The sequence below is a fragment of the Nostoc sp. 'Peltigera membranacea cyanobiont' 210A genome (assembly GCF_002246015.1).
Taxonomy (GTDB): domain Bacteria; phylum Cyanobacteriota; class Cyanobacteriia; order Cyanobacteriales; family Nostocaceae; genus Nostoc.
In genome coordinates, this window is record NZ_NOLJ01000001.1 from 450,827 (window position 1) to 468,226 (window position 17,400).

The window sequence follows — 17,400 nt, forward strand, 5'->3', positions numbered from 1 at the left end:
AGGAAATCTCTGTGTTACTCTGCGAAACCTTTGCGATCCTTTGCGTTAAATAAAGGATGCTATATTTTCGCTAGATTTTACGATGTGCATTCCTGCCTCTGCAAATCTTGCAAATGCTGCATCTGCCTGTTCTGTGTAGTCCACAACACCAGGAACAACAACAGGCGAAGTGGAATCTTCTAGCAAATAGATTTTTTGAGCAAGGGTGGTATCTACCTGTTTAATTTCTGTTAATAAATCGTCAATTGTCCAAGCGACACAGTGACTTTTAGCTTGACCACCAATAATGACAACATCAAATTCTAAAAGTTGTTTAATCAGGCGTGTGTTCTTTTGAGCAAGTGGACGTTGTGCAAAATCTTCTAACACCTCTGGACGTAAGATGGAATAGTTTTCTGTTAAAGGATTTTCACCTTTGATTTCAAATTGCGTTTGACTCTGACGCGCAATGCCGTGGAAAAATATCGCTTCTTCTACCGATGAAACTAGAGCATGACCAATACCACCCAACATAGAATGATAAGGCCAAACAGTGAGGGGATATTTCCCATCTTGACTAAGTTTTTTAAGGTAATGGTAAGCGTGTTTTTCTAATAATTCATAATCCCCATTAGTAACAGTGTTAGCAACCGCTGGGTTGACTTTCCAAATACCTTGTTGAATATCTGCTGGTGTAATGCTAGTCGCAGCTGGGGTGGGATGTTCTCCGGCAGCATTCACCCAAAATATCGGATGGAAGATTTGGGTTGCTGTGTGGGTATCTAGAGTAGGTACAATTTTTGTAATTACTCCCAAGTTTCGATAGATAAACTCACATAATCTGACATTATCATCCACCGCCCCTTTCCCAGATTTTCCCCCTACAAATAATTCAAAGCCTGGGATGCAAAAGGTGTTTTGAACATCAATTAACAGTAAGCAAATGCTGGTTTTATCTAAAGATGCAGGTTTGATATCGTGTTGTTTTGCCCAGATTTCAGCTTCGGCGGCACGTTCTTGATAAGGTACGCGCCAGACTTTGCCCACTTCTTCAGGATTAAAGTGTGGGGGAATTGGTAGTTGGGTTGTTATTTGGGTGTTCATAATTACAGTCGCTTTTATTCTGTAATAACATCTATAACTTCAATCCCCATCTAACTCCGCCATTAAATCAGCAACAGTTCCACTACGTACTTCACCTTTAGCATAGGCTTCACGAGCTTCTGCAACCGCCTTTACTAAGTCATACCGTCGCTGTTGTTTGAGGCGCTTTTGGATAATATCTACAAGAATAGCCTGAGCTTCTGGATCTAATGCTTCTACCGCTTCTATGGCTTTCTGGAATGTAGATGTTTTTTCTAGCATTGGCGTCAAAGAATTTGATGATAAGTCTAATTTAGCTAGTGATAGGAGCGATCGCTCCTCAATCCTCTTTACTTAATATAGGACTCCTATTTGATTTTTGAACGGATTTTAGAGATAAATCCTTGCTGGATATGCATTTAAGTCTCAGTATGTTTTCAAAATTCAAACCGGATTCCTATAGTATATTTGTATTATTAAATAAATTGGCGTTGCATAAATGCGGGAATTTGTACAGATTGGTGGAGATACCACTAACCTATGACGGTGCTGGCAATCACGATTGTCTAGACTTAGCTCCTGCTAAAGGTGGCAAAGTTGGACAAATTATTCAGATGTGGCACGATGACGGCGAGAGACAACTCGTCGCTTCAAGTTTTCACAACTGGCTAGAGGAATATGCCACTGGTTTAGAATCTGGTCAATATGTTTTCTCCCATGAATACGGAGGTATAGTCAAAGCGGATAGTATCTGGTGTCTGTAAATTTAGGAGCAACGCAACTTAGTCTGGTTAAAGCGATCGCTACTCAAGCTACTCAATAAAAGGATTTTTAAGCAAAATATCTTTACAAATGAGCAAAACTCCTCAAATGCTCGTTTATTTCTTTGCCTGTATTATTTTCCATTTTTTTCTATACTAATCGTCCAAAAAAGCGCTAGCTGTGGCAATCTGGGAAACAGAGATTTATTAAATCTGATATTTGAGCTACAGCAAATTTACCTAATCAGGTTATGCAAACTCTGCCCACAGTAAACACTTCAAGCATCACATCACCTCAAGCCACCTTTGATACAACTATCAAGCGGCGTAAAACCCGTCCTGTGAAGGTGGGAAATGTCACCATTGGCGGCGGCTATCCCGTTGTAGTGCAGTCAATGATTAACGAAGACACTCTTGATATTGATGGTTCCGTGGCTGGTATTCGTCGTCTGCACGAAATTGGCTGCGAAATTGTCCGCGTCACAGTGCCGAGTATGGCTCATGCTAAAGCTTTAGGGGAAATTAAACAAAAATTAATTAAAACTTACCAAGACGTGCCAATTGTGGCTGATGTCCATCACAATGGGCTGAAAATCGCCGTTGAAGTTGCCAAGCACATAGAGAAAGTACGGATTAATCCGGGCTTGTATGTGTTTGAAAAGCCAAACATCAATCGAACTGAATATACTAAAAGCGAATTTGACGAAATTGGCGATAAAATCCGCGAAACCTTAGAACCTCTAGTAGTTTCTTTGCGCGATCAAGGAAAATCGATGCGAATTGGGGTAAATCATGGTTCCCTCGCGGAGAGAATGCTATTTACTTACGGTGACACCCCCGAAGGAATGGTGGAATCTGCTATAGAATTCATCCGCATCTGTGAATCTTTGGATTTCCGCAACCTCGTAATTTCCATGAAAGCCTCACGAGTCCCGGTGATGGTGGCCGCCTACCGCCTTATCGCCAAGCGCATGGATGACCTGGGTATGGATTATCCGTTACATTTAGGCGTTACAGAAGCCGGTGATGGCGAATACGGGCGAATTAAATCTACGGCTGGTATTGCTACCTTACTTGCTGATGGCATTGGTGATACAATCCGCGTCTCACTCACAGAAGCACCAGAAAAAGAAATTCCCGTCTGTTACAGCATTCTCCAAGCTTTGGGATTGCGAAAAACGATGGTGGAATACGTCGCTTGTCCTTCCTGTGGACGCACTTTGTTTAACCTAGAAGAAGTGCTGCACAAAGTTCGGGAAGCCACTAAACACTTAACAGGTCTTGACATTGCAGTTATGGGTTGCATTGTCAATGGCCCGGGAGAAATGGCAGATGCCGACTATGGTTATGTTGGCAAAACACCTGGTTACATTTCTTTGTATCGTGGCCGAGAAGAAATTAAAAAAGTCCCAGAAGACAAAGGTGTAGAGGAATTAATTAACCTCATTAAGGCAGATGAACGCTGGGTAGAACCATAAAGGGAGCAGGGGGGCAGGGGAAGCAGGGGAAGCAGGGGAAGAATAAGCAATCTCCAATCCCTAGTCCCCAATCCCCCAATTTGCCAGATTGTCAAGTATTTTGTTTAAATTAAGAATACATACTCGGTCTGTACAGTAGTAGCCTGTGTTAGATTGAGCATACTGACTATAAATTTTCCCTCTGACGCAGCTGTCATTATGGTGATTACAAAAAGTAGGCTTGTTTTGGGTGCTACGGCAGTTACACTCTCCACGATCGCTGTTACAAGCCTTGGCATTCATTCGCGAGGTCAGGCTTTATTTAAAGCAAGTCCTAAAGAATTAGTAGATGAAGTTTGGCAAATTGTTCAGCGCCAATATGTTGACGGTACTTTTAATCAGGTAGATTGGCAGGCTGTTCGTAAGGAATATTTGAGCAAGTCCTACAGTAATCCGCAGGATGCGTATAAGTCCATTCGGGAAATGCTGAAAAAGCTAGAAGACCCCTACACCCGATTTATGGACCCAGAAGAATTCAAGAATATGCAGGTGGATACCTCTGGAGAATTGACAGGGATTGGAATCACCATTAGTCAGGATGAAAAAACCAAGCAATTGGTTGTAATTGCGCCAATCGAAGATACACCAGCCTTTAAAGCTGGTGTTTTAGCAAAAGATATCATTCTCAAAATTGACGGCAAAGATACTAAGGGGATGGATACTAATCAGGCAGTGTCCTTGATTAGGGGTGAAGCAGGATCTCAAGTCAGCTTGACAATTGTGCGCGATGGTAAGACAAAACAGTTTGACATCAAACGGGCACGCATTGAAATCCATCCAGTTAAGTTTTCTCAAAAGAAAACCCCAGCCGGAAATCTTGGCTACATCCGCTTGAACCAGTTCAGCGCCAATGCTGGTAAAGAAATGCAAATTGCCATCAAAGATTTAGAAAGCAAAAAGGTAGCTGGATATATCCTTGATTTGCGCGGTAATCCAGGCGGCTTACTTTTCTCCAGTGTCGATATTGCCCGGATGTGGATAGATAAAGGTAAGATTGTCTCCACAGTTGAACGCCAAGGAGAGGCAGAAAAGGAAGAGGCAAACGGACGAGCCTTGACAACTAAACCATTGGTGGTGCTGGTAGATAAAGGTTCAGCTAGTGCCAGTGAAATCCTCTCAGGGGCTTTGCAGGATAATAAGCGTGCTACTTTGGTCGGTACTCAAACCTTTGGTAAGGGACTAGTGCAATCGGTGCGTCCCCTGGAAGATGGCTCAGGATTAGCGGTGACAATTGCTCATTACTATACTCCCAATGGTACAGATATCAATCACAAAGGCATTTCGCCAGATGTGAAGGTGGATTTGAGCAAAAAGCAGATGGAGGATTTGTGGCTCCATGAACGTGACAAACTCGCGACTCTTGCAGACCCTCAATTCGCTAAAGCAGTGGAAGTGATAGGTAAAAAAATTGCTGCTCAGGGGACACCTACAGCAGAAAAATGAAGAGTTAGGAATAAAGTTAGGAGTGAATAGTGAGGAGTTAGGAATAAAGTCCATCACTGCCAACTTCTAACTACTAACTTAAACTGGTTTGCACTTTCCAGCCCTAATAAGTCCGACACGTCGAGCGATCGCTTCTTCTTGCGAACTAAAAGGCCCCCACTGTTCTATAATTTCTAAATTATCGTTATCAACTTGGTCGCTGGGGATAATTTCGCAACTTCCAGCAGAGCGCTTGACAATATACCAAGTTTGTGGAGCGTTCATATTTTAAATAAAAATCTTGTTTTTATAGTCAGAATTTTACTGCATACAGAAAATACCTTCGCACTTGCTGAATCTGGGATTTAGCAAGTGTAATTGTATAATCAGTTTTTTTACGGTTCAATAATATCTTAGATGCTTGAGGGTCGTTTCTGTAGCTAACTCTACACTCAAAAGATTTTCTCTGTTAATTCGCTATCTTTTGGCCGTAGCAGAAAATCTGGATGGACTGATACAGATTAGAAAGTAGTTGGCGTTTTAAATATATATGTGTTACGTCTATATATAGATAAGAGTAAATACACAAGGATATATGATGCCAGTTATCAGAATACCTGATCCCATTTACAAAAGGCTCCAAGCCCTGGCTGTCCCTTTCGAGGATACACCCATCACTGTTATTGAGAAGTTATTGAATGAATATGAGGCACGTTATCAGCCTCAGCAAGTTTCTGAAACTGAAAATTATAGAGTTATTGAACCTGATGCTGTAAGCAATTTGCACCATACCAGAGTGCTTCGAGCCGTCATTGGTGGTCAGGATATTCATCAACCGAACTGGAACAAAATCGTTGATGCAGCGCACGAAATTGCTATTCGACAAGGATTTTCAGTAGAGGATCTGATCAAACTAACTCTATCTCATGTCGTTAAGGGTGAAAAAATTAATTCTGGTTTTCACTACTTGCCAGAGGTAAACATTTCGATACAGGGTGTAGATTCAAATCTAGCGTGGCGTAACACTTTGCACTTAATGAAGAATTTGAAAATGCCAATCGAAATATACTTCGAGTGGCGCGACAAAGAGGGAGCAGCGTATCCCGGTGAGAAAGCGAAGTTCATTTGGAATGCTAAATAGGATGTGAGAATCACAACTATGAGAGCATCACTTGATGGGTTTATATTAATAATTTCGTTACATATAAATTTATAAAGAGGAAAATTTATGGACGAGCTACAACCAAGAGTAGAACAGCTACAATCGTTATATAGACTTTGCCATCAACTTACAAATGTGGTGTTTCAGCCAATTCACATCGTGCGATTAGATGAACGATCGCTCAATATATTTATATTAGCTGGCCAAAATGAAGGAATACAGCTAGAAATTATGCCAGATGGTAGTATAGAACCATGAATGTAGTATAGAACTATGAATATGGTAAACTATGCAGCAATGAGCGACCAAGAGCTAAAGAGTTACTTTCTCACCCACAGAGATGATAAGGAAGCCTTTTATGCTTACATGGATAGACGAAAATCTCGTCATCGTGATGCTGCAATAAAATTAAATGATCCGGCTTGGGAAGAAAAGATAATAGCTGTGATTCAAAAACAATTAGGTTCTGATTGATAACTTAATAATTTCATATTCTTAATCGAGGTGGACACAATTTTTGTAGTCCCCTCGATTTCTCACATAAATTTACTTTTGGTTAATACTTCCGCTCTTTTGGCTCAAACATAGTAATCGCTACCGGTCGATATTGAATATCAATTCCCGCGGGTGAATAGTAAGCCATTGTGTGTTTGAGAAAATTGCTATCATCTCGCTCGGAATAATCTTCGCGGAAATGAGCGCCACGACTTTCTTGGCGATTTAGGGCTGATGCCAAAATGGTCTGCCCTACTACCATCAAACTTCGCAATTCTAAGGCTTCTACGAGTTCTGTATTCCAGCAACTACCTTTGTCATCTAAATAAATTTGCGGGTATTTTTTTTGTATTTCTTCTAATTTCTGCAACCCTTCAGTCATTAATGCCTCAGTGCGGAAAACACCACAGTACTCAGTCATACAATCCTGAAAAGCTTCACGGACTTGGTTAATGCGGTACTGTCCTGGTTGTTCTAGCAAAGCTTGAATTTGTTGCTGGGCTTCTGTTACATACCGTTGCTCATCTACAGAAGGTAACTTACGTTTTTGCACAAATTTGGCGATCGCAGCCCCAGTTCTTTTACCATAAACTACACACTCCAGCAGTGAATTACTCCCCAAACGATTTGCACCATGTACAGAAACACAAGATGTTTCACCCGCAGCAAAGAAAGCATCAACTAAACCATCGCCACTACTGCGAACTTGACCATCGGTGTTAACTGGGATACCACCCATACAATAGTGAATTGTCGGACGGACTGGCATCGGTTGAGTTACTGCGTCAACACCTACTAAACGATGGGCTTCTTCCCAGCAGAAGGGAACGCGACTCATAATTTTTTCTTTGCCCAGATGGCGTAGATCCAGATAGACAAAGGGGCCGCCAGCACTGCCATCAAGATGAATACCACGTCCGGCACGAATTTCGTAAGCGATCGCTCGTGAGGTAATATCACGAGGAGCTAGTTCCATGCGACTGGGGGCATAGTTCGCCATAAAGCGATCGCCTTCACTATTAATCAGATACGCCCCTTCACCCCGTACCGCTTCTGAAATCAGCACCCCTACTGGATATAAACCAGTGGGATGAAACTGCACAAATTCCATATCTTCGAGGGGCAAACCTGCGATCGCAGTCATTGCCAAACCATCACCCGAAGAAGCGTAATCATTAGAGGTAGTGTTATAAACGCGACCATAGCCCCCTGTGGCAAACATCACCGCCTTGGCTCGCACCACCTCTATATGTCCATCCAAAAGATGGAACATGACCACACCCTTGGCCTCATTCTCTTCCAAAATGAGACGCATCACGTACCACTCTTCATAAACTTGCACCCCATAACGCCGCAAATTGTTAACCAATTCGTGCAAAATCGCGTGACCGGTTTTGTCAGCGGCGTAGCAAGTGCGGTTGTGGGAATGTCCGCCAAAAGCCCGTTGGGCAATGCGCCCATCGGGTAAGCGAGAGAACAAAACGCCGAGATGTTCCAAGTCAATCACCACACCTGGCGCTTCTTGGGTGAGAATTGCTACGGCATCTTGGTCTGCCAAGTAATCAGAACCCTTGACAGTATCAAAAGCGTGTGCTTCCCAACTATCTTCGGAATCAACATTTTTCAGCGATGCAGCCATACCACCTTGAGCCGCAACCGAGTGGGAACGAATTGGATGGGTTTTGGCAACCACAGCAATATTTAAACTAGGGTCAATACGGGCAATTTCTACAGCAGCGCGACATCCTGCCAATCCACCCCCGACAATAATCACATCATGTTCAATCATATTTAGCCCCTGACTGCAAACCCCTGCTGTTCTATTGTAGAGACGTGATTAATCAGGTAATGCGTTGCAACAGTAGCATCTTTCAAAAAAAAATTCCCTGCCTACAAATGACAGGGATATAATTACAAATTTTGGAATTAGGAGTAAAAAATTAAAAATGAAGAATTATTGGGACAGATAGAGTGACTCATAACTCCTAACTTCTAACTCTTAACTCTTTAGCTAGTTGCTTCTACAGGTTGTTGCTGAGACACATTACCTGGCATGGGTTCCATTTTGGTTTCAGGCCCTACAGGAGTGAGTTCAATATGATTTAACAAGGTAGTGACAAACGCAAACAACAAGAAAGGTAGCGATAACAGAACGACCAGACCCGCTGTTGCTAAAGCGTACACGGGCCGCTTGGCACCCATCAGCGCCAAAGCTGATGCCAAACTTAGGGTAATCGTAATTAACCAAACAATTATTTGACCGTAGATATCACCGAAAGTCAGGGTACAGACAAACCGATACTTTTGAATATTATTTCCGATCATCACATTTGCCTCCAGTCTCTCCTAATAGGTTCTACGTTAGAACTATGTTTGCCTTCTAGGCAATTTCTAAATATTTTTGCAAGCTTCGTAATATCACTTTACAATTTAGCTGCCTTTGGCGGTAAGACAGCTATGCTAAAAAACTTCTTCTCTGCATTAGGAGAGGTCGCGATCGGCTCCTTAACAAACACTATCTTAATTTTAACCAAAGAGACTATTTGTCATCTATCTAATTCAGGATATTTAAAATAAATATATATAGCAATTCTATTTAATTTGTGAAAATTACAACCCAAAAATCGCCGACCTTGTAAAAGTTGTTGGGTATCTTGTTTCTCATCAGTGATTCAGGATTGCTATAAAATTTAATTTTTTGTTAGTAAATATTAACTAGAGAAATCAAGTAAAGTCAGAATGCAAAAACCGATTTTTTGATGTTAAATTTTGAATATTGCCCGAATTTGTTGACTTAAATCAACAAAAATCTTTATTTTTCATGGCAACATTGTTTTAGGAGTGAACGTGAATACTATTTTTCTTCGTAAAGGTGTTTTTTGGTTGCCAAGTATAGCTGCTCTTGCATTCCTGAGTAGCGGTTTATCTGCAAGCGCCCAGACAGTAAACAAGTTGAGCAATCAGCCATTAACTGAACCTTCCGCAACCGTAGTGTCTCCCCAAGAGTTTAGCCAAAATCTCTCTACAGAAACAACTGAAACTTTTACAGTCACAAATTTAACTAAGGTAGAGCAATTGCCCAACACTGCGATACAAGAAAACGCCAGTGTAACACCCATACCCGTTCCAGGCACAGTGGCGACCTCATCTGCAACGCTCACCGAACCTGTACAACCGACTTCTCAAACGACTGCTCAACCATCTGCGACAAGAGTGGCGCAATCGGATATTGATTTAGGTACAAATACCCGTGGTGGCAGCAGCTATCTTGGCATCGCTGCTAACATTGGTTTGAATGGTGGTGACACGTCTTTGGGCGACGGTAACTTTGCAGTAGTCAGCAAAATCGGACTGACAAATTCTATATCAGTGCGACCCTCAGCCATATTTGGGGACAACACCACAGTTCTACTTCCGATCACCTACGATTTTACCTTTAAATCAGCAGATGCTTTTAGCGAACCATTAGCGATCGCACCTTACGTCGGAGTGGGTGCAGCTTACAAAACTGGTGATGATTCAAAATTTGCCTTTTTGGTGTCTGGTGGCATTGATGTGCCTCTAACTTCTCAATTTACGGCAACAGCTGCTATCAATGCCGGATTTTTCGATGAAACTGATGTGGGCTTGTTGTTAGGAGTTGGTTACAACTTCAGTGGGATTAAATAGTTAAGAGTTAGGAGTTAGGAGTTAGGAGTTATTAAGATTAAATTATTAAATTTATAACTCATCACTCCTAACTCCTAAGTTTCTACTTAGGGGTAACTTTGTCAATCACCTTGATTGTGCCATCGTCTCCTACTGTCCAAACATCGTATACACCGACCACATCGCCGTTAGCATCAACATCTACGTTGCCGCTAGCTCCTTGGTAGTTAATCTTTTTACCATCTTTAAGTAACTTCAGTCCCTCGCAGACATCAGTAACTTCTGTGCCAGGCCCATCAGCAACTTCCCGGATTTTGCTGGCTATGCCAACGCCTGTATTTTCTTTAGCAGCTTGCGCCGCCAATGTCAACAAAGCTGCTGCATCCCAAGCTTGAGGAGCGTATTCCCCTGGCGCACTACCCTTTTTATCCTTCCACAGCTTGTTGAAAGCTTCTAATGCTTTACCATCGGAACCCGGTACTGTACCGATCGCTCCAGTTAAAATATATTTACCATCACTGCCTTTGCCAACTTGTTCGGGAAAAGTAGGTGATTTTACCCCATCTGTCAGCAGAATTTGCACTCCCTTCGCCACACCTTGCTGATAGGCGGCTTTCAGGAACAGACTACCAGTTTCGGCATAGAGTACAGCCAGTACTGCATCTGGCTTACCTGCAAATGCAGCAGCCGCTTCTGTATCAAATGTCTGGGCTTTTGGGTCGTAGCGGACAGGTTTATCTTTATTAACTATAGTTCCACCCAATTTTTCAAAAGTTTGCACGAATGCTTTTTCAAACCCTACGCCATAGTCATTATTAATCACGACTGTAGAAACTCGCTTGAAACCTTTTTTTCTGGCAAGTTGGGCTAAAGCTAGTGCTTGGTATGTATCGGGGGGAGCGGTACGTGCCCAAAAGCCTTTATAGTCACCTTTTTGAGCCTTATCGGTAAATATGGGACTGGTACTACCAGGAGAAACCAGCATGACTTTATTCGGCGTGGCAATGGAGACTGCTGCACTAGAAACGCTACTGGCAAAGGAACCAACTACACCTGCTACTTTATCTAAAGTTGCTAGTTTGGTCATACCGGCAGCTCCAGCTTTCGGGTCGGTTTGGTCGTCTACTTGCACCAAAGTAACAGGTTCGCCATTTACTCCACCGCAAGCGTTGACTGTATCGACTAGTAAAGGTACAGAGCCTAACATCTGCTGTCCCACAGAAGCCAAGTCGCCTGTTGTCGGTAGCAAGGAACCAATTTTTAGCCCTTTAGCACTGCTTGTAGTAGTTGAGTTTGCCGCTGGGGTAGCGGTACTTCCGTTGTTAGCTGTGCCGTTCGGGGTACTGCTATCACCACAAGCCCCAAGTAGGAAGCCAGTTGCTAGGGTAGCTATACTTAAACTTAAGGCGGCGCTAATTTTTCTCATAAATTACTTTCACTCCTCAGATATTTAGGAGCCTAAAAATAAGATCCAAACTAGGTTTGTAACTTAGCTGGATCTTATCAAGACTCCAAAGGATAAATCATATCATCCATCTTTGGGAGTAGAAATATTTACGCCGATCTTAGTAATTCTTTTTGTACACAGAATATTCTCCGTGTATCAAAAGCTGAAAAACGGAGAGGGAGGGATTCGAACCCTCGGTACGGAGTTGCCTGCCGTACAACAGATTAGCAATCTGCCGCTTTCGACCACTCAGCCACCTCTCCTGACTCACGAATATCAATGTTACCAGACTTGCCAGTAAGAGTCAATAGTCATTTGTCATTGGTCATTTGTGATGGTCATTGGTTATTTATAAAACACTGATGACTAAGAACTAGGGACAAATGACTAATTTTTTAAAGGACTTGCGATCGCATCCAAGCTATGGGCAAGGTGCGTAACTTTTTCCACTGGGGAACGTAAGCCCGCTGACTGAATACATCGTAATCGTTGCGTTCAATCGCCTCCAAAATTTGACCGTACAGCATTGATGCTGCCCACACAGGCCAACGGGCATCGGATGCTAAGTAAGTAATTCCCTGGTCGGATGTGGTGTAAAATTGGCGGGCGCGGTCAATTTGAAAACGCATCAATGCCCGCCAACGATCGTCTACCACACCTTTGAAGAAGTCTTGCTCGGTATAGTTGAATTTTGCCAGGTCTTCAAGGGGAATGTAGATCCGTCCTCGTTTGGCATCTTCTCCCACATCCCGCAGGATGTTGGTGAGTTGATTGGCAATTCCGAGAGCGATCGCTTCTTCTATGGGAACATAAGGTTGTTTGTTCTGTTGCCACGGTGCTGCATATATGGTGTTATCCACACCCATAACTGATGTTGACATCAAGCCAACAGTGCCAGCAACGCGGTAACAGTAGAGGTATAAATCCTCAAAGGTTTCATAACGACTGCGATATAAGTCCATACGCTGACCGGCAATCATATCCCGAAATGGTTGAATGTCCATCGGAAAGCGCTGGAGGGTATCAACTAAAGCTACATCGTAATTTTCTAATGGACGCCCCGCAAAAATCGATTCCAGCTGCTGTTCCCATAGGTCTAGGGTTTCTGGCGTGGTAATAGCAGATGCGGGGCCATCCACCAATTCATCTGTACGGCGACACCAAGCGTAAATTGACCAAATAGATTGACGTTTTACCGGACTCATGAGCAAAGTACCCAGGTAAAAAGTCTTGGCATACTTTGCTGTGAGATGCCGACAAAGTTTGTATGACTCGTCTACAGAGACCAGCGTTTTCATGCGCGGGGGGGAATCAGGCAGTTGCAGCATTCGTTGCGGGCGGTCGGGTGAGCGTTTGCAGGTTTGAGGAATTTGCTACCGGGAGGGCCTCAGAAATCGCCTGCGCTGTCAGCTTACCAGAAAGTACGGCACCTTCCATACTGGCTAAGTAGCGTTGCATGGTGTAATCCCCTGAGAGATAGAAGTTACTAATGGGGGTTGTTTGCGAGGGACGGTACTGTTGACGACCAGGGGTCGCTTTGTAAACTGAACGGGGCGTTTTCACCACATGAGATTTCAGCAATGTTGCTGGATTATCTCCCCCAAAGTGGTCGGGGAAGAGTTTTTCTAACTCGGCAATAGTGGCAGCCACAATCTCCTCATCGGATTTGGCAATCCAATCTTTTGCCGGGGCTAGAACTAATTCCAGCATCGAGCGTTCGGGGTTGGCGTATTCACGGCAGGTATTGCTCATATCAGCATAAACGCTGAGGAGGGGCGATCGCGAGAATAGCAAGTGATCAATTTGCGTAAGTTTACGATCGAACCACAAATGCACGTTAATCACAGGCACGCCTTCCAAGCCTTCTAGCTTTTGGAAAAACTCCATTTCTTTCCAAAGTGCTGGCAAAATCACCTTTAGAGGGTCAACTGGCATAGCAGATACATACAAATCTGCCGTGAAAACTTCATCCTCTTCGCCATTCAACCCCCGAATCAAGTATCCTTTGACGCTACCATCGGCGTTTAGCAAAATCTCTTTCAAAGGGGCATTCAAGCGGACTTCTCCACCGCGTTCGGTAATGTAATCCACTAGTGGCTGACACAATCGTTCTGTTGGCGAACCATCCAGAAAGGCCATTTTCGAGCCTTTTTTTTCTTGGAGGAAACGATTCAGGGCAGTTAAAAGAATGGTTGCCGAAATTTCATCTGGCCCGATGAAATTCAGCGACTTGGCCATGGCAATAAAAACTTCTTTATTGACCCGTTCTGGAATTTTGTGTTTACGCAGCCAATCTGTCCAAGAATATTTGTCCATTTCTTCAACGTACTTTTGCCCCTGAATCATGGCTGGCAATAATCCGATGCCAAAGCGGATTTTTTCTGGCCATGTCAGCATGTCGTTGTTTCGCAGAATCGCCACTATACCATTAATCGGTGCTGGCAAATCTGGGAAATCAAAGCGACTGTAAGTACCTGGTGCATCCGGCTGGTTGAAGATCATTGTGTGTTCTTTCCACTGCAATCGATCTTCAATATCCAGTTCTTTGAATAACCGCAACATATTGGGATATGCGCCAAAAAAGATGTGCAGACCTGTTTCGTACCAGTCTCCATCAGCATCTTTCCATGCAGCCACTTTACCGCCTAGAACGTCTCGACGTTCCAAGACAATGGGTGTGTGACCTGCGTCTGTAAGATATTTCGCGCAGGAAAGTCCTGCTAGTCCCGCTCCCGCGATCGCTACTCGCATGTAACCCTACTGCTCTTCAATATTTCTTAACCGTTTTATCGTTCTCATTATACGTTGCAATCCGTTACATTTGGCAGTTATTGTGCGATCGCTTCCCCAAAAAACTTTTGCCAAAGGGAATTTTACCTACGCACACCTACCCGAACAAATTGTTAATACCATTGTTGGCAATAGGTTTGAGCGAGCATTTCATTTATCTTTACATAGAAGAAATTTAGGCAAACAAAAGTATTTCCTTTGACTGAAAATAGGGTAATCCCAAATGCGGTCTTAAAGTAGTTGATTTATTTCCTAATTCGTGTATTTGCTTTGAGGAAATATTTGGAGTATTGCTTAAAGACTACTTGGAAAACTTTCCGCTTCCCATAAGGGTGTAGGATAAAAGTCTATGTCCTCTAGGTTGAACAACCAAGTTGTTTACCGCACAACTTATAGGTAAAAGATTATGGGTGTATCGCAGGAGCTAAAGCGCTTTGGACATCACCTGATTTTAGGTATTTCGGGCACGACATTAAGCGATGACGATAAACGCGCACTCAATGAATTGAAACCGATTGGGGCGATATTTTTTGCTAAAAACTTTTTGGATGGCACTCCATATCAGGTTTGGTTGGAAAGCTTCAAGAATTTGAATAAACAGATACGAGAATATACTGAACGTGATTGCATGTTCCTCACTCTCGATCATGAAGGAGGTCGTGTAATTCGTACACCACCGCCAATTACCCGCTTTCCTCATGCCTTATTACTGCGATCGCACGCTTATGAAGTAGCAAAAGCCACAGCAGTAGAACTAAAATCACTGGGCATTAACTTATCGTGGGCACCCGTAGCCGATATTTTTTCCCATCCCGACAACCCCGTGATTGGGCCTCGCGCCTTTGGTAACACTCCCGAAACCGCTACTCAAGGTGCCCGTGACTATTACCTTGGACTTCGAGATTTAGGAATTTTGGGATGCGCTAAACACTTCCCCGGACATGGAGACACCAGCAAGGACTCTCACATTGAGCTACCAATACTGAATTTAACTCTAGAAGACCTGCGACTTCGAGAACTTATACCCTTCAGAGCTTTAATCGAAGTACAGATTCCTTTGATTATGACTGTCCATATCTTATTTCCCAAGATAGATCCTGATGTACCAGGAACGCTTTCTCAGGCTATCCTCAAAACCATACTTAGAGAGCAACTTGGCTTTGAGGGAGTGGTTGTATCTGATGATTTGGATATGAAAGCGATCTCAGATATGTTTATGAAAGCTGGTACTGTGGCGCGGTCATTAAATGCAGGCTGCGATCTGTTTATTGTGTCGCGTAATATTAATTCATCATCTATTGAAAGAACTTATCGGATTGCTGAAGATTTTGCTGATTCGCTCAGTAACGGTAGCTTAGATGAAGCAGTGGTAGAAGCAGCTAGAGAAAGAATTGAGAAACTACTGGCAGTAACACCGCAATATCCCATACATGCTTTGGATAAAGATGTATTATTGCAACATGCTCAACTAGCGATCGCTAGTTGCTATTCATAACCCAACGCGCATTCAAGTTGCATATTAGCAATTGCCAAAAGGCTAACTAAGATTGCATTTCTTAATTTTGAATTTTAAATTTTAAATTTTTAATTGTTTAGTGGGTGGTATAGGGGTCGAACCTATTTCTGCGGGTTAAAAGCCCGCTGCACAGCCGGTATGCCAACCACCCTAGTTAATTTGAAAAAGAAATGAGCAAGTGCGATCGTATTACATCGCAGCTTTGTAACACCAACACTACATATAAATCCACCAGGGAGGTACTGCCCCTCCTATTTCTGTGTTATCAGCACAGCGCCTCGCTTTTCGGCTTCAGGTGGATAGGTGGAAGATGGAGGAATCGAACCCCTACAGTTGCCCATACCCTGGTTTTCAAGACCAGTTGCCGTCCATTCAGCGACATCTTCCATTCAGGGGTGTCTGACGGGACTTGAACCCGCTATGACTGGTTCCACAAACCAGCGCCTCGACCACTTTGGCTTCAGATACCATCAGTGGAATCAATGGGAATTGAACCCATAACCTCCTGCTTGCAAGGCAGGCGCTCTAGCCATTTGAGCTATGACCCCATCGAATAAGTAAAAAGAGCAAAGTAAAAACTAAAAAGAAAGAGAAATATTAAATTCATTCTTTTGACTTTTGACTTTTGACTTTTTTAGGCGGGAGTGGTAGGACTTGAACCCACAACTTTCGAGGTAGAAGCTCGAAGCTCTATTCCATTGAGCTACACTCCCAAGATTTGGTAGTCCTCGCAGGATTTGAACCTGCAACCTCTTGCTTGTAAGGCACTTGCTCTACCGTTGAAGCTACAGGACTACGCAAGCGAGTGGAGGGATTTGAACCCACGCGCTGAGTATGGCGCACTCAGATGCTACCGATTACATCACACCCGCATCAAGCTGGTAACAGGAATTGAACCTGCAACCTACTGATTACAAGTCAGTTGCTCTGCCAATTGAGCTACACCAGCACTAATTTTGAATTTTGGATTTTGGATTTTAGATTGACCCCATAACTTCAAATATGAGCTTGAGTAAAGAATTGTAGATTTGGGATGCTCCCTATTTGTTGGACAAATAAAACAAGCTTGCTCTCACACCTTTTTAGATTTTCAATTTTGAATCAACAATCCAAAATTGAAAATCTAAAATCTAAAATTTGGTGACGGGGGCAGGCTCATAACCTGTGGATATTCAGGTTATGAGCCTAACGAGCCACCGTTGCTCTATCCCCGCATATTCACCAATACCCCTGACTGGATTTGAACCAGCAACCTCTTCGTTCTAAGCGAAGCGCCTCTTCCGTTGGGCTACAAGGGCAAAGTCTAAGTGGCAGGGATTGTAGACGCCCTAGCGGCTTCCCGCACGGTATCTGCGACTGGAGTTACCGAAACTCCCGCGCTCCCATCTGCGCCACACCCAGATGTTTTGGTACTCTCGACAGGATTTGAACCTGCAAAAAACTAGATCCTCGGTAAGCGTGCGTCTTCCGTTCCGCCACGAGAGCTTAGTACCCCTGACAGGATTTGTAGACGCGAAGCGGCTTCCCGAAGGGTAGCTGCAAAATCTGGACTCTGATTCCAACACGTATGCCAGTTCCGT

Annotated in this window: 17 protein-coding genes and 9 tRNA genes; 8 read left to right on the forward strand and 18 right to left on the reverse strand. The window is 43.3% G+C overall.

The window, feature by feature from the left end; translation table 11 throughout:
* Positions 1 to 45: 45 nt before the first annotated feature.
* Both CDG76_RS01935 and CDG76_RS01940 read right to left on the reverse strand, forming a co-directional pair.
* The gene (locus tag CDG76_RS01935) at positions 46 to 1,083 is read right to left on the reverse strand and encodes an isochorismatase (RefSeq protein ID WP_094347417.1); all 1,038 of its coding nucleotides are present in this window, start codon (positions 1,081 to 1,083) and stop codon (positions 46 to 48) included.
* A 39-nt stretch (positions 1,084 to 1,122) separates the two neighbouring features.
* Positions 1,123 to 1,344 (reverse strand): hypothetical protein, encoded by a 222-nt coding sequence (locus tag CDG76_RS01940; RefSeq protein ID WP_094347418.1) that lies wholly within the window; start codon positions 1,342 to 1,344, stop codon positions 1,123 to 1,125.
* 239 nt (positions 1,345 to 1,583) lie between these two features.
* On the opposite strand from CDG76_RS01940, the gene CDG76_RS01945 reads away from it, so the two are divergent.
* The 3 genes from CDG76_RS01945 to ctpC all read left to right on the forward strand — a co-directional run bounded on the left by CDG76_RS01945 (position 1,584) and on the right by ctpC (position 4,783).
* Complete coding sequence (locus CDG76_RS01945) at positions 1,584 to 1,826, forward strand: SMI1/KNR4 family protein (protein WP_223265099.1); 243 nt, start codon at positions 1,584 to 1,586, stop codon at positions 1,824 to 1,826.
* 248 nt (positions 1,827 to 2,074) lie between these two features.
* Positions 2,075 to 3,301, forward strand: coding sequence for a (E)-4-hydroxy-3-methylbut-2-enyl-diphosphate synthase (ispG, locus tag CDG76_RS01950; protein WP_094347420.1), 1,227 nt, complete (start codon positions 2,075 to 2,077; stop codon positions 3,299 to 3,301).
* Between the two features lie 198 nt (positions 3,302 to 3,499).
* On the forward strand, positions 3,500 to 4,783 hold the full coding sequence (ctpC, locus tag CDG76_RS01955) for a carboxyl-terminal processing protease CtpC (RefSeq protein ID WP_094347421.1): 1,284 nt from the start codon (positions 3,500 to 3,502) through the stop codon (positions 4,781 to 4,783).
* A 78-nt stretch (positions 4,784 to 4,861) separates the two neighbouring features.
* Here ctpC and CDG76_RS01960 read toward each other — a convergent pair whose 3' ends face one another.
* On the reverse strand, positions 4,862 to 5,047 hold the full coding sequence (locus tag CDG76_RS01960) for a DDE transposase family protein (protein WP_094347422.1): 186 nt from the start codon (positions 5,045 to 5,047) through the stop codon (positions 4,862 to 4,864).
* Positions 5,048 to 5,357: 310 nt separating this feature from the next.
* Here CDG76_RS01960 and CDG76_RS01965 point away from each other — a divergent pair, with 310 nt between their 5' ends.
* The 3 genes from CDG76_RS01965 to CDG76_RS01975 all read left to right on the forward strand — a co-directional run bounded on the left by CDG76_RS01965 (position 5,358) and on the right by CDG76_RS01975 (position 6,398).
* Positions 5,358 to 5,903 carry a T4SS efffector SepA family protein gene (locus CDG76_RS01965; RefSeq protein ID WP_223265100.1) on the forward strand — a complete coding sequence of 182 codons (546 nt, stop codon included), beginning with the start codon at positions 5,358 to 5,360 and terminating at the stop codon, positions 5,901 to 5,903.
* Between the two features lie 87 nt (positions 5,904 to 5,990).
* On the forward strand, positions 5,991 to 6,182 hold the full coding sequence (locus tag CDG76_RS01970) for a DUF6888 family protein (RefSeq protein WP_094347424.1): 192 nt from the start codon (positions 5,991 to 5,993) through the stop codon (positions 6,180 to 6,182).
* A 15-nt stretch (positions 6,183 to 6,197) separates the two neighbouring features.
* Positions 6,198 to 6,398 carry a DUF6887 family protein gene (locus CDG76_RS01975; protein WP_094347425.1) on the forward strand — a complete coding sequence of 67 codons (201 nt, stop codon included), beginning with the start codon at positions 6,198 to 6,200 and terminating at the stop codon, positions 6,396 to 6,398.
* Positions 6,399 to 6,480: 82 nt separating this feature from the next.
* Here the strand turns inward: CDG76_RS01975 and CDG76_RS01980 are convergent, their stop codons facing one another.
* Together CDG76_RS01980 and CDG76_RS01985 are read right to left on the reverse strand one after the other, a co-directional pair.
* On the reverse strand, positions 6,481 to 8,208 hold the full coding sequence (locus tag CDG76_RS01980; RefSeq protein WP_094347426.1) for a succinate dehydrogenase/fumarate reductase flavoprotein subunit: 1,728 nt from the start codon (positions 8,206 to 8,208) through the stop codon (positions 6,481 to 6,483).
* A 218-nt stretch (positions 8,209 to 8,426) separates the two neighbouring features.
* Complete coding sequence (locus CDG76_RS01985) at positions 8,427 to 8,744, reverse strand: hypothetical protein (protein ID WP_094347427.1); 318 nt, start codon at positions 8,742 to 8,744, stop codon at positions 8,427 to 8,429.
* A 522-nt stretch (positions 8,745 to 9,266) separates the two neighbouring features.
* Between CDG76_RS01985 and CDG76_RS01990 the strand changes: the two genes are divergently transcribed.
* Positions 9,267 to 10,088, forward strand: coding sequence for a hypothetical protein (locus CDG76_RS01990; RefSeq protein WP_094347428.1), 822 nt, complete (start codon positions 9,267 to 9,269; stop codon positions 10,086 to 10,088).
* An 82-nt stretch (positions 10,089 to 10,170) separates the two neighbouring features.
* Here CDG76_RS01990 and CDG76_RS01995 read toward each other — a convergent pair whose 3' ends face one another.
* The 4 genes from CDG76_RS01995 to pds form a co-directional block, all read right to left on the reverse strand.
* Complete coding sequence (locus CDG76_RS01995; protein WP_094347429.1) at positions 10,171 to 11,493, reverse strand: ABC transporter substrate-binding protein; 1,323 nt, start codon at positions 11,491 to 11,493, stop codon at positions 10,171 to 10,173.
* Between the two features lie 192 nt (positions 11,494 to 11,685).
* Positions 11,686 to 11,777: transfer RNA gene (locus CDG76_RS02000), tRNA-Ser, on the reverse strand.
* A 132-nt stretch (positions 11,778 to 11,909) separates the two neighbouring features.
* Positions 11,910 to 12,842, reverse strand: coding sequence for a 15-cis-phytoene synthase CrtB (gene crtB, locus CDG76_RS02005; RefSeq protein ID WP_094347430.1), 933 nt, complete (start codon positions 12,840 to 12,842; stop codon positions 11,910 to 11,912).
* A complete protein-coding gene (gene pds, locus CDG76_RS02010; RefSeq protein ID WP_094347431.1) occupies positions 12,826 to 14,265 on the reverse strand; it encodes a 15-cis-phytoene desaturase in 1,440 nt (479 codons plus the stop codon). The genes crtB and pds overlap by 17 nt, the downstream gene beginning before the upstream one ends.
* A gap of 445 nt (positions 14,266 to 14,710) precedes the next feature.
* Here pds and CDG76_RS02015 point away from each other — a divergent pair, with 445 nt between their 5' ends.
* Complete coding sequence (locus CDG76_RS02015; RefSeq protein WP_094347432.1) at positions 14,711 to 15,799, forward strand: glycoside hydrolase family 3 N-terminal domain-containing protein; 1,089 nt, start codon at positions 14,711 to 14,713, stop codon at positions 15,797 to 15,799.
* A gap of 101 nt (positions 15,800 to 15,900) precedes the next feature.
* On the opposite strand, the gene CDG76_RS02020 is transcribed toward CDG76_RS02015, so the two are convergent.
* The 9 genes from CDG76_RS02020 to CDG76_RS36855 form a co-directional block, all read right to left on the reverse strand.
* Positions 15,901 to 15,971: transfer RNA gene (locus CDG76_RS02020), tRNA-Lys, on the reverse strand.
* Between the two features lie 100 nt (positions 15,972 to 16,071).
* Positions 16,072 to 16,209 carry a hypothetical protein gene (locus CDG76_RS36935; protein WP_190240727.1) on the reverse strand — a complete coding sequence of 46 codons (138 nt, stop codon included), beginning with the start codon at positions 16,207 to 16,209 and terminating at the stop codon, positions 16,072 to 16,074.
* Between the two features lie 4 nt (positions 16,210 to 16,213).
* A tRNA-His gene (locus tag CDG76_RS02025) sits at positions 16,214 to 16,289 on the reverse strand.
* A gap of 5 nt (positions 16,290 to 16,294) precedes the next feature.
* Positions 16,295 to 16,368: transfer RNA gene (locus CDG76_RS02030), tRNA-Ala, on the reverse strand.
* A gap of 91 nt (positions 16,369 to 16,459) precedes the next feature.
* Positions 16,460 to 16,533: transfer RNA gene (locus tag CDG76_RS02035), tRNA-Arg, on the reverse strand.
* Positions 16,534 to 16,620: 87 nt separating this feature from the next.
* Positions 16,621 to 16,692: transfer RNA gene (locus CDG76_RS36850), tRNA-Gly, on the reverse strand.
* Between the two features lie 4 nt (positions 16,693 to 16,696).
* Positions 16,697 to 16,769 (reverse strand) — tRNA-Thr (locus tag CDG76_RS02045).
* A gap of 276 nt (positions 16,770 to 17,045) precedes the next feature.
* Positions 17,046 to 17,118, reverse strand: a tRNA-Leu gene (locus CDG76_RS02050).
* A 109-nt stretch (positions 17,119 to 17,227) separates the two neighbouring features.
* Positions 17,228 to 17,305 (reverse strand) — tRNA-OTHER (locus tag CDG76_RS36855).
* Between the last annotated feature and the right edge of the window lie 95 nt (positions 17,306 to 17,400).

Coding starts and splice junctions, on each gene's coding strand:
- CDG76_RS01940 (WP_094347418.1), bottom strand. CDS start 1,344: ATGCTAGAAAAAACATCTACATTCCAGAAAGCCATAGAAGCGGTAGAA.
- CDG76_RS01960 (WP_094347422.1), bottom strand. CDS start 5,047: ATGAACGCTCCACAAACTTGGTATATTGTCAAGCGCTCTGCTGGAAGT.
- CDG76_RS01975 (WP_094347425.1), top strand. CDS start 6,198: ATGAATATGGTAAACTATGCAGCAATGAGCGACCAAGAGCTAAAGAGT.
- ctpC (WP_094347421.1), top strand. CDS start 3,500: ATGGTGATTACAAAAAGTAGGCTTGTTTTGGGTGCTACGGCAGTTACA.
- pds (WP_094347431.1), bottom strand. CDS start 14,265: ATGCGAGTAGCGATCGCGGGAGCGGGACTAGCAGGACTTTCCTGCGCG.
- CDG76_RS02015 (WP_094347432.1), top strand. CDS start 14,711: ATGGGTGTATCGCAGGAGCTAAAGCGCTTTGGACATCACCTGATTTTA.
- CDG76_RS36935 (WP_190240727.1), bottom strand. CDS start 16,209: ATGGAAGATGTCGCTGAATGGACGGCAACTGGTCTTGAAAACCAGGGT.
- CDG76_RS01980 (WP_094347426.1), bottom strand. CDS start 8,208: ATGATTGAACATGATGTGATTATTGTCGGGGGTGGATTGGCAGGATGT.
- CDG76_RS01935 (WP_094347417.1), bottom strand. CDS start 1,083: ATGAACACCCAAATAACAACCCAACTACCAATTCCCCCACACTTTAAT.
- CDG76_RS01985 (WP_094347427.1), bottom strand. CDS start 8,744: ATGATCGGAAATAATATTCAAAAGTATCGGTTTGTCTGTACCCTGACT.
- CDG76_RS01970 (WP_094347424.1), top strand. CDS start 5,991: ATGGACGAGCTACAACCAAGAGTAGAACAGCTACAATCGTTATATAGA.
- crtB (WP_094347430.1), bottom strand. CDS start 12,842: ATGCTGCAACTGCCTGATTCCCCCCCGCGCATGAAAACGCTGGTCTCT.
- CDG76_RS01995 (WP_094347429.1), bottom strand. CDS start 11,493: ATGAGAAAAATTAGCGCCGCCTTAAGTTTAAGTATAGCTACCCTAGCA.
- CDG76_RS01965 (WP_223265100.1), top strand. CDS start 5,358: ATGATGCCAGTTATCAGAATACCTGATCCCATTTACAAAAGGCTCCAA.
- ispG (WP_094347420.1), top strand. CDS start 2,075: ATGCAAACTCTGCCCACAGTAAACACTTCAAGCATCACATCACCTCAA.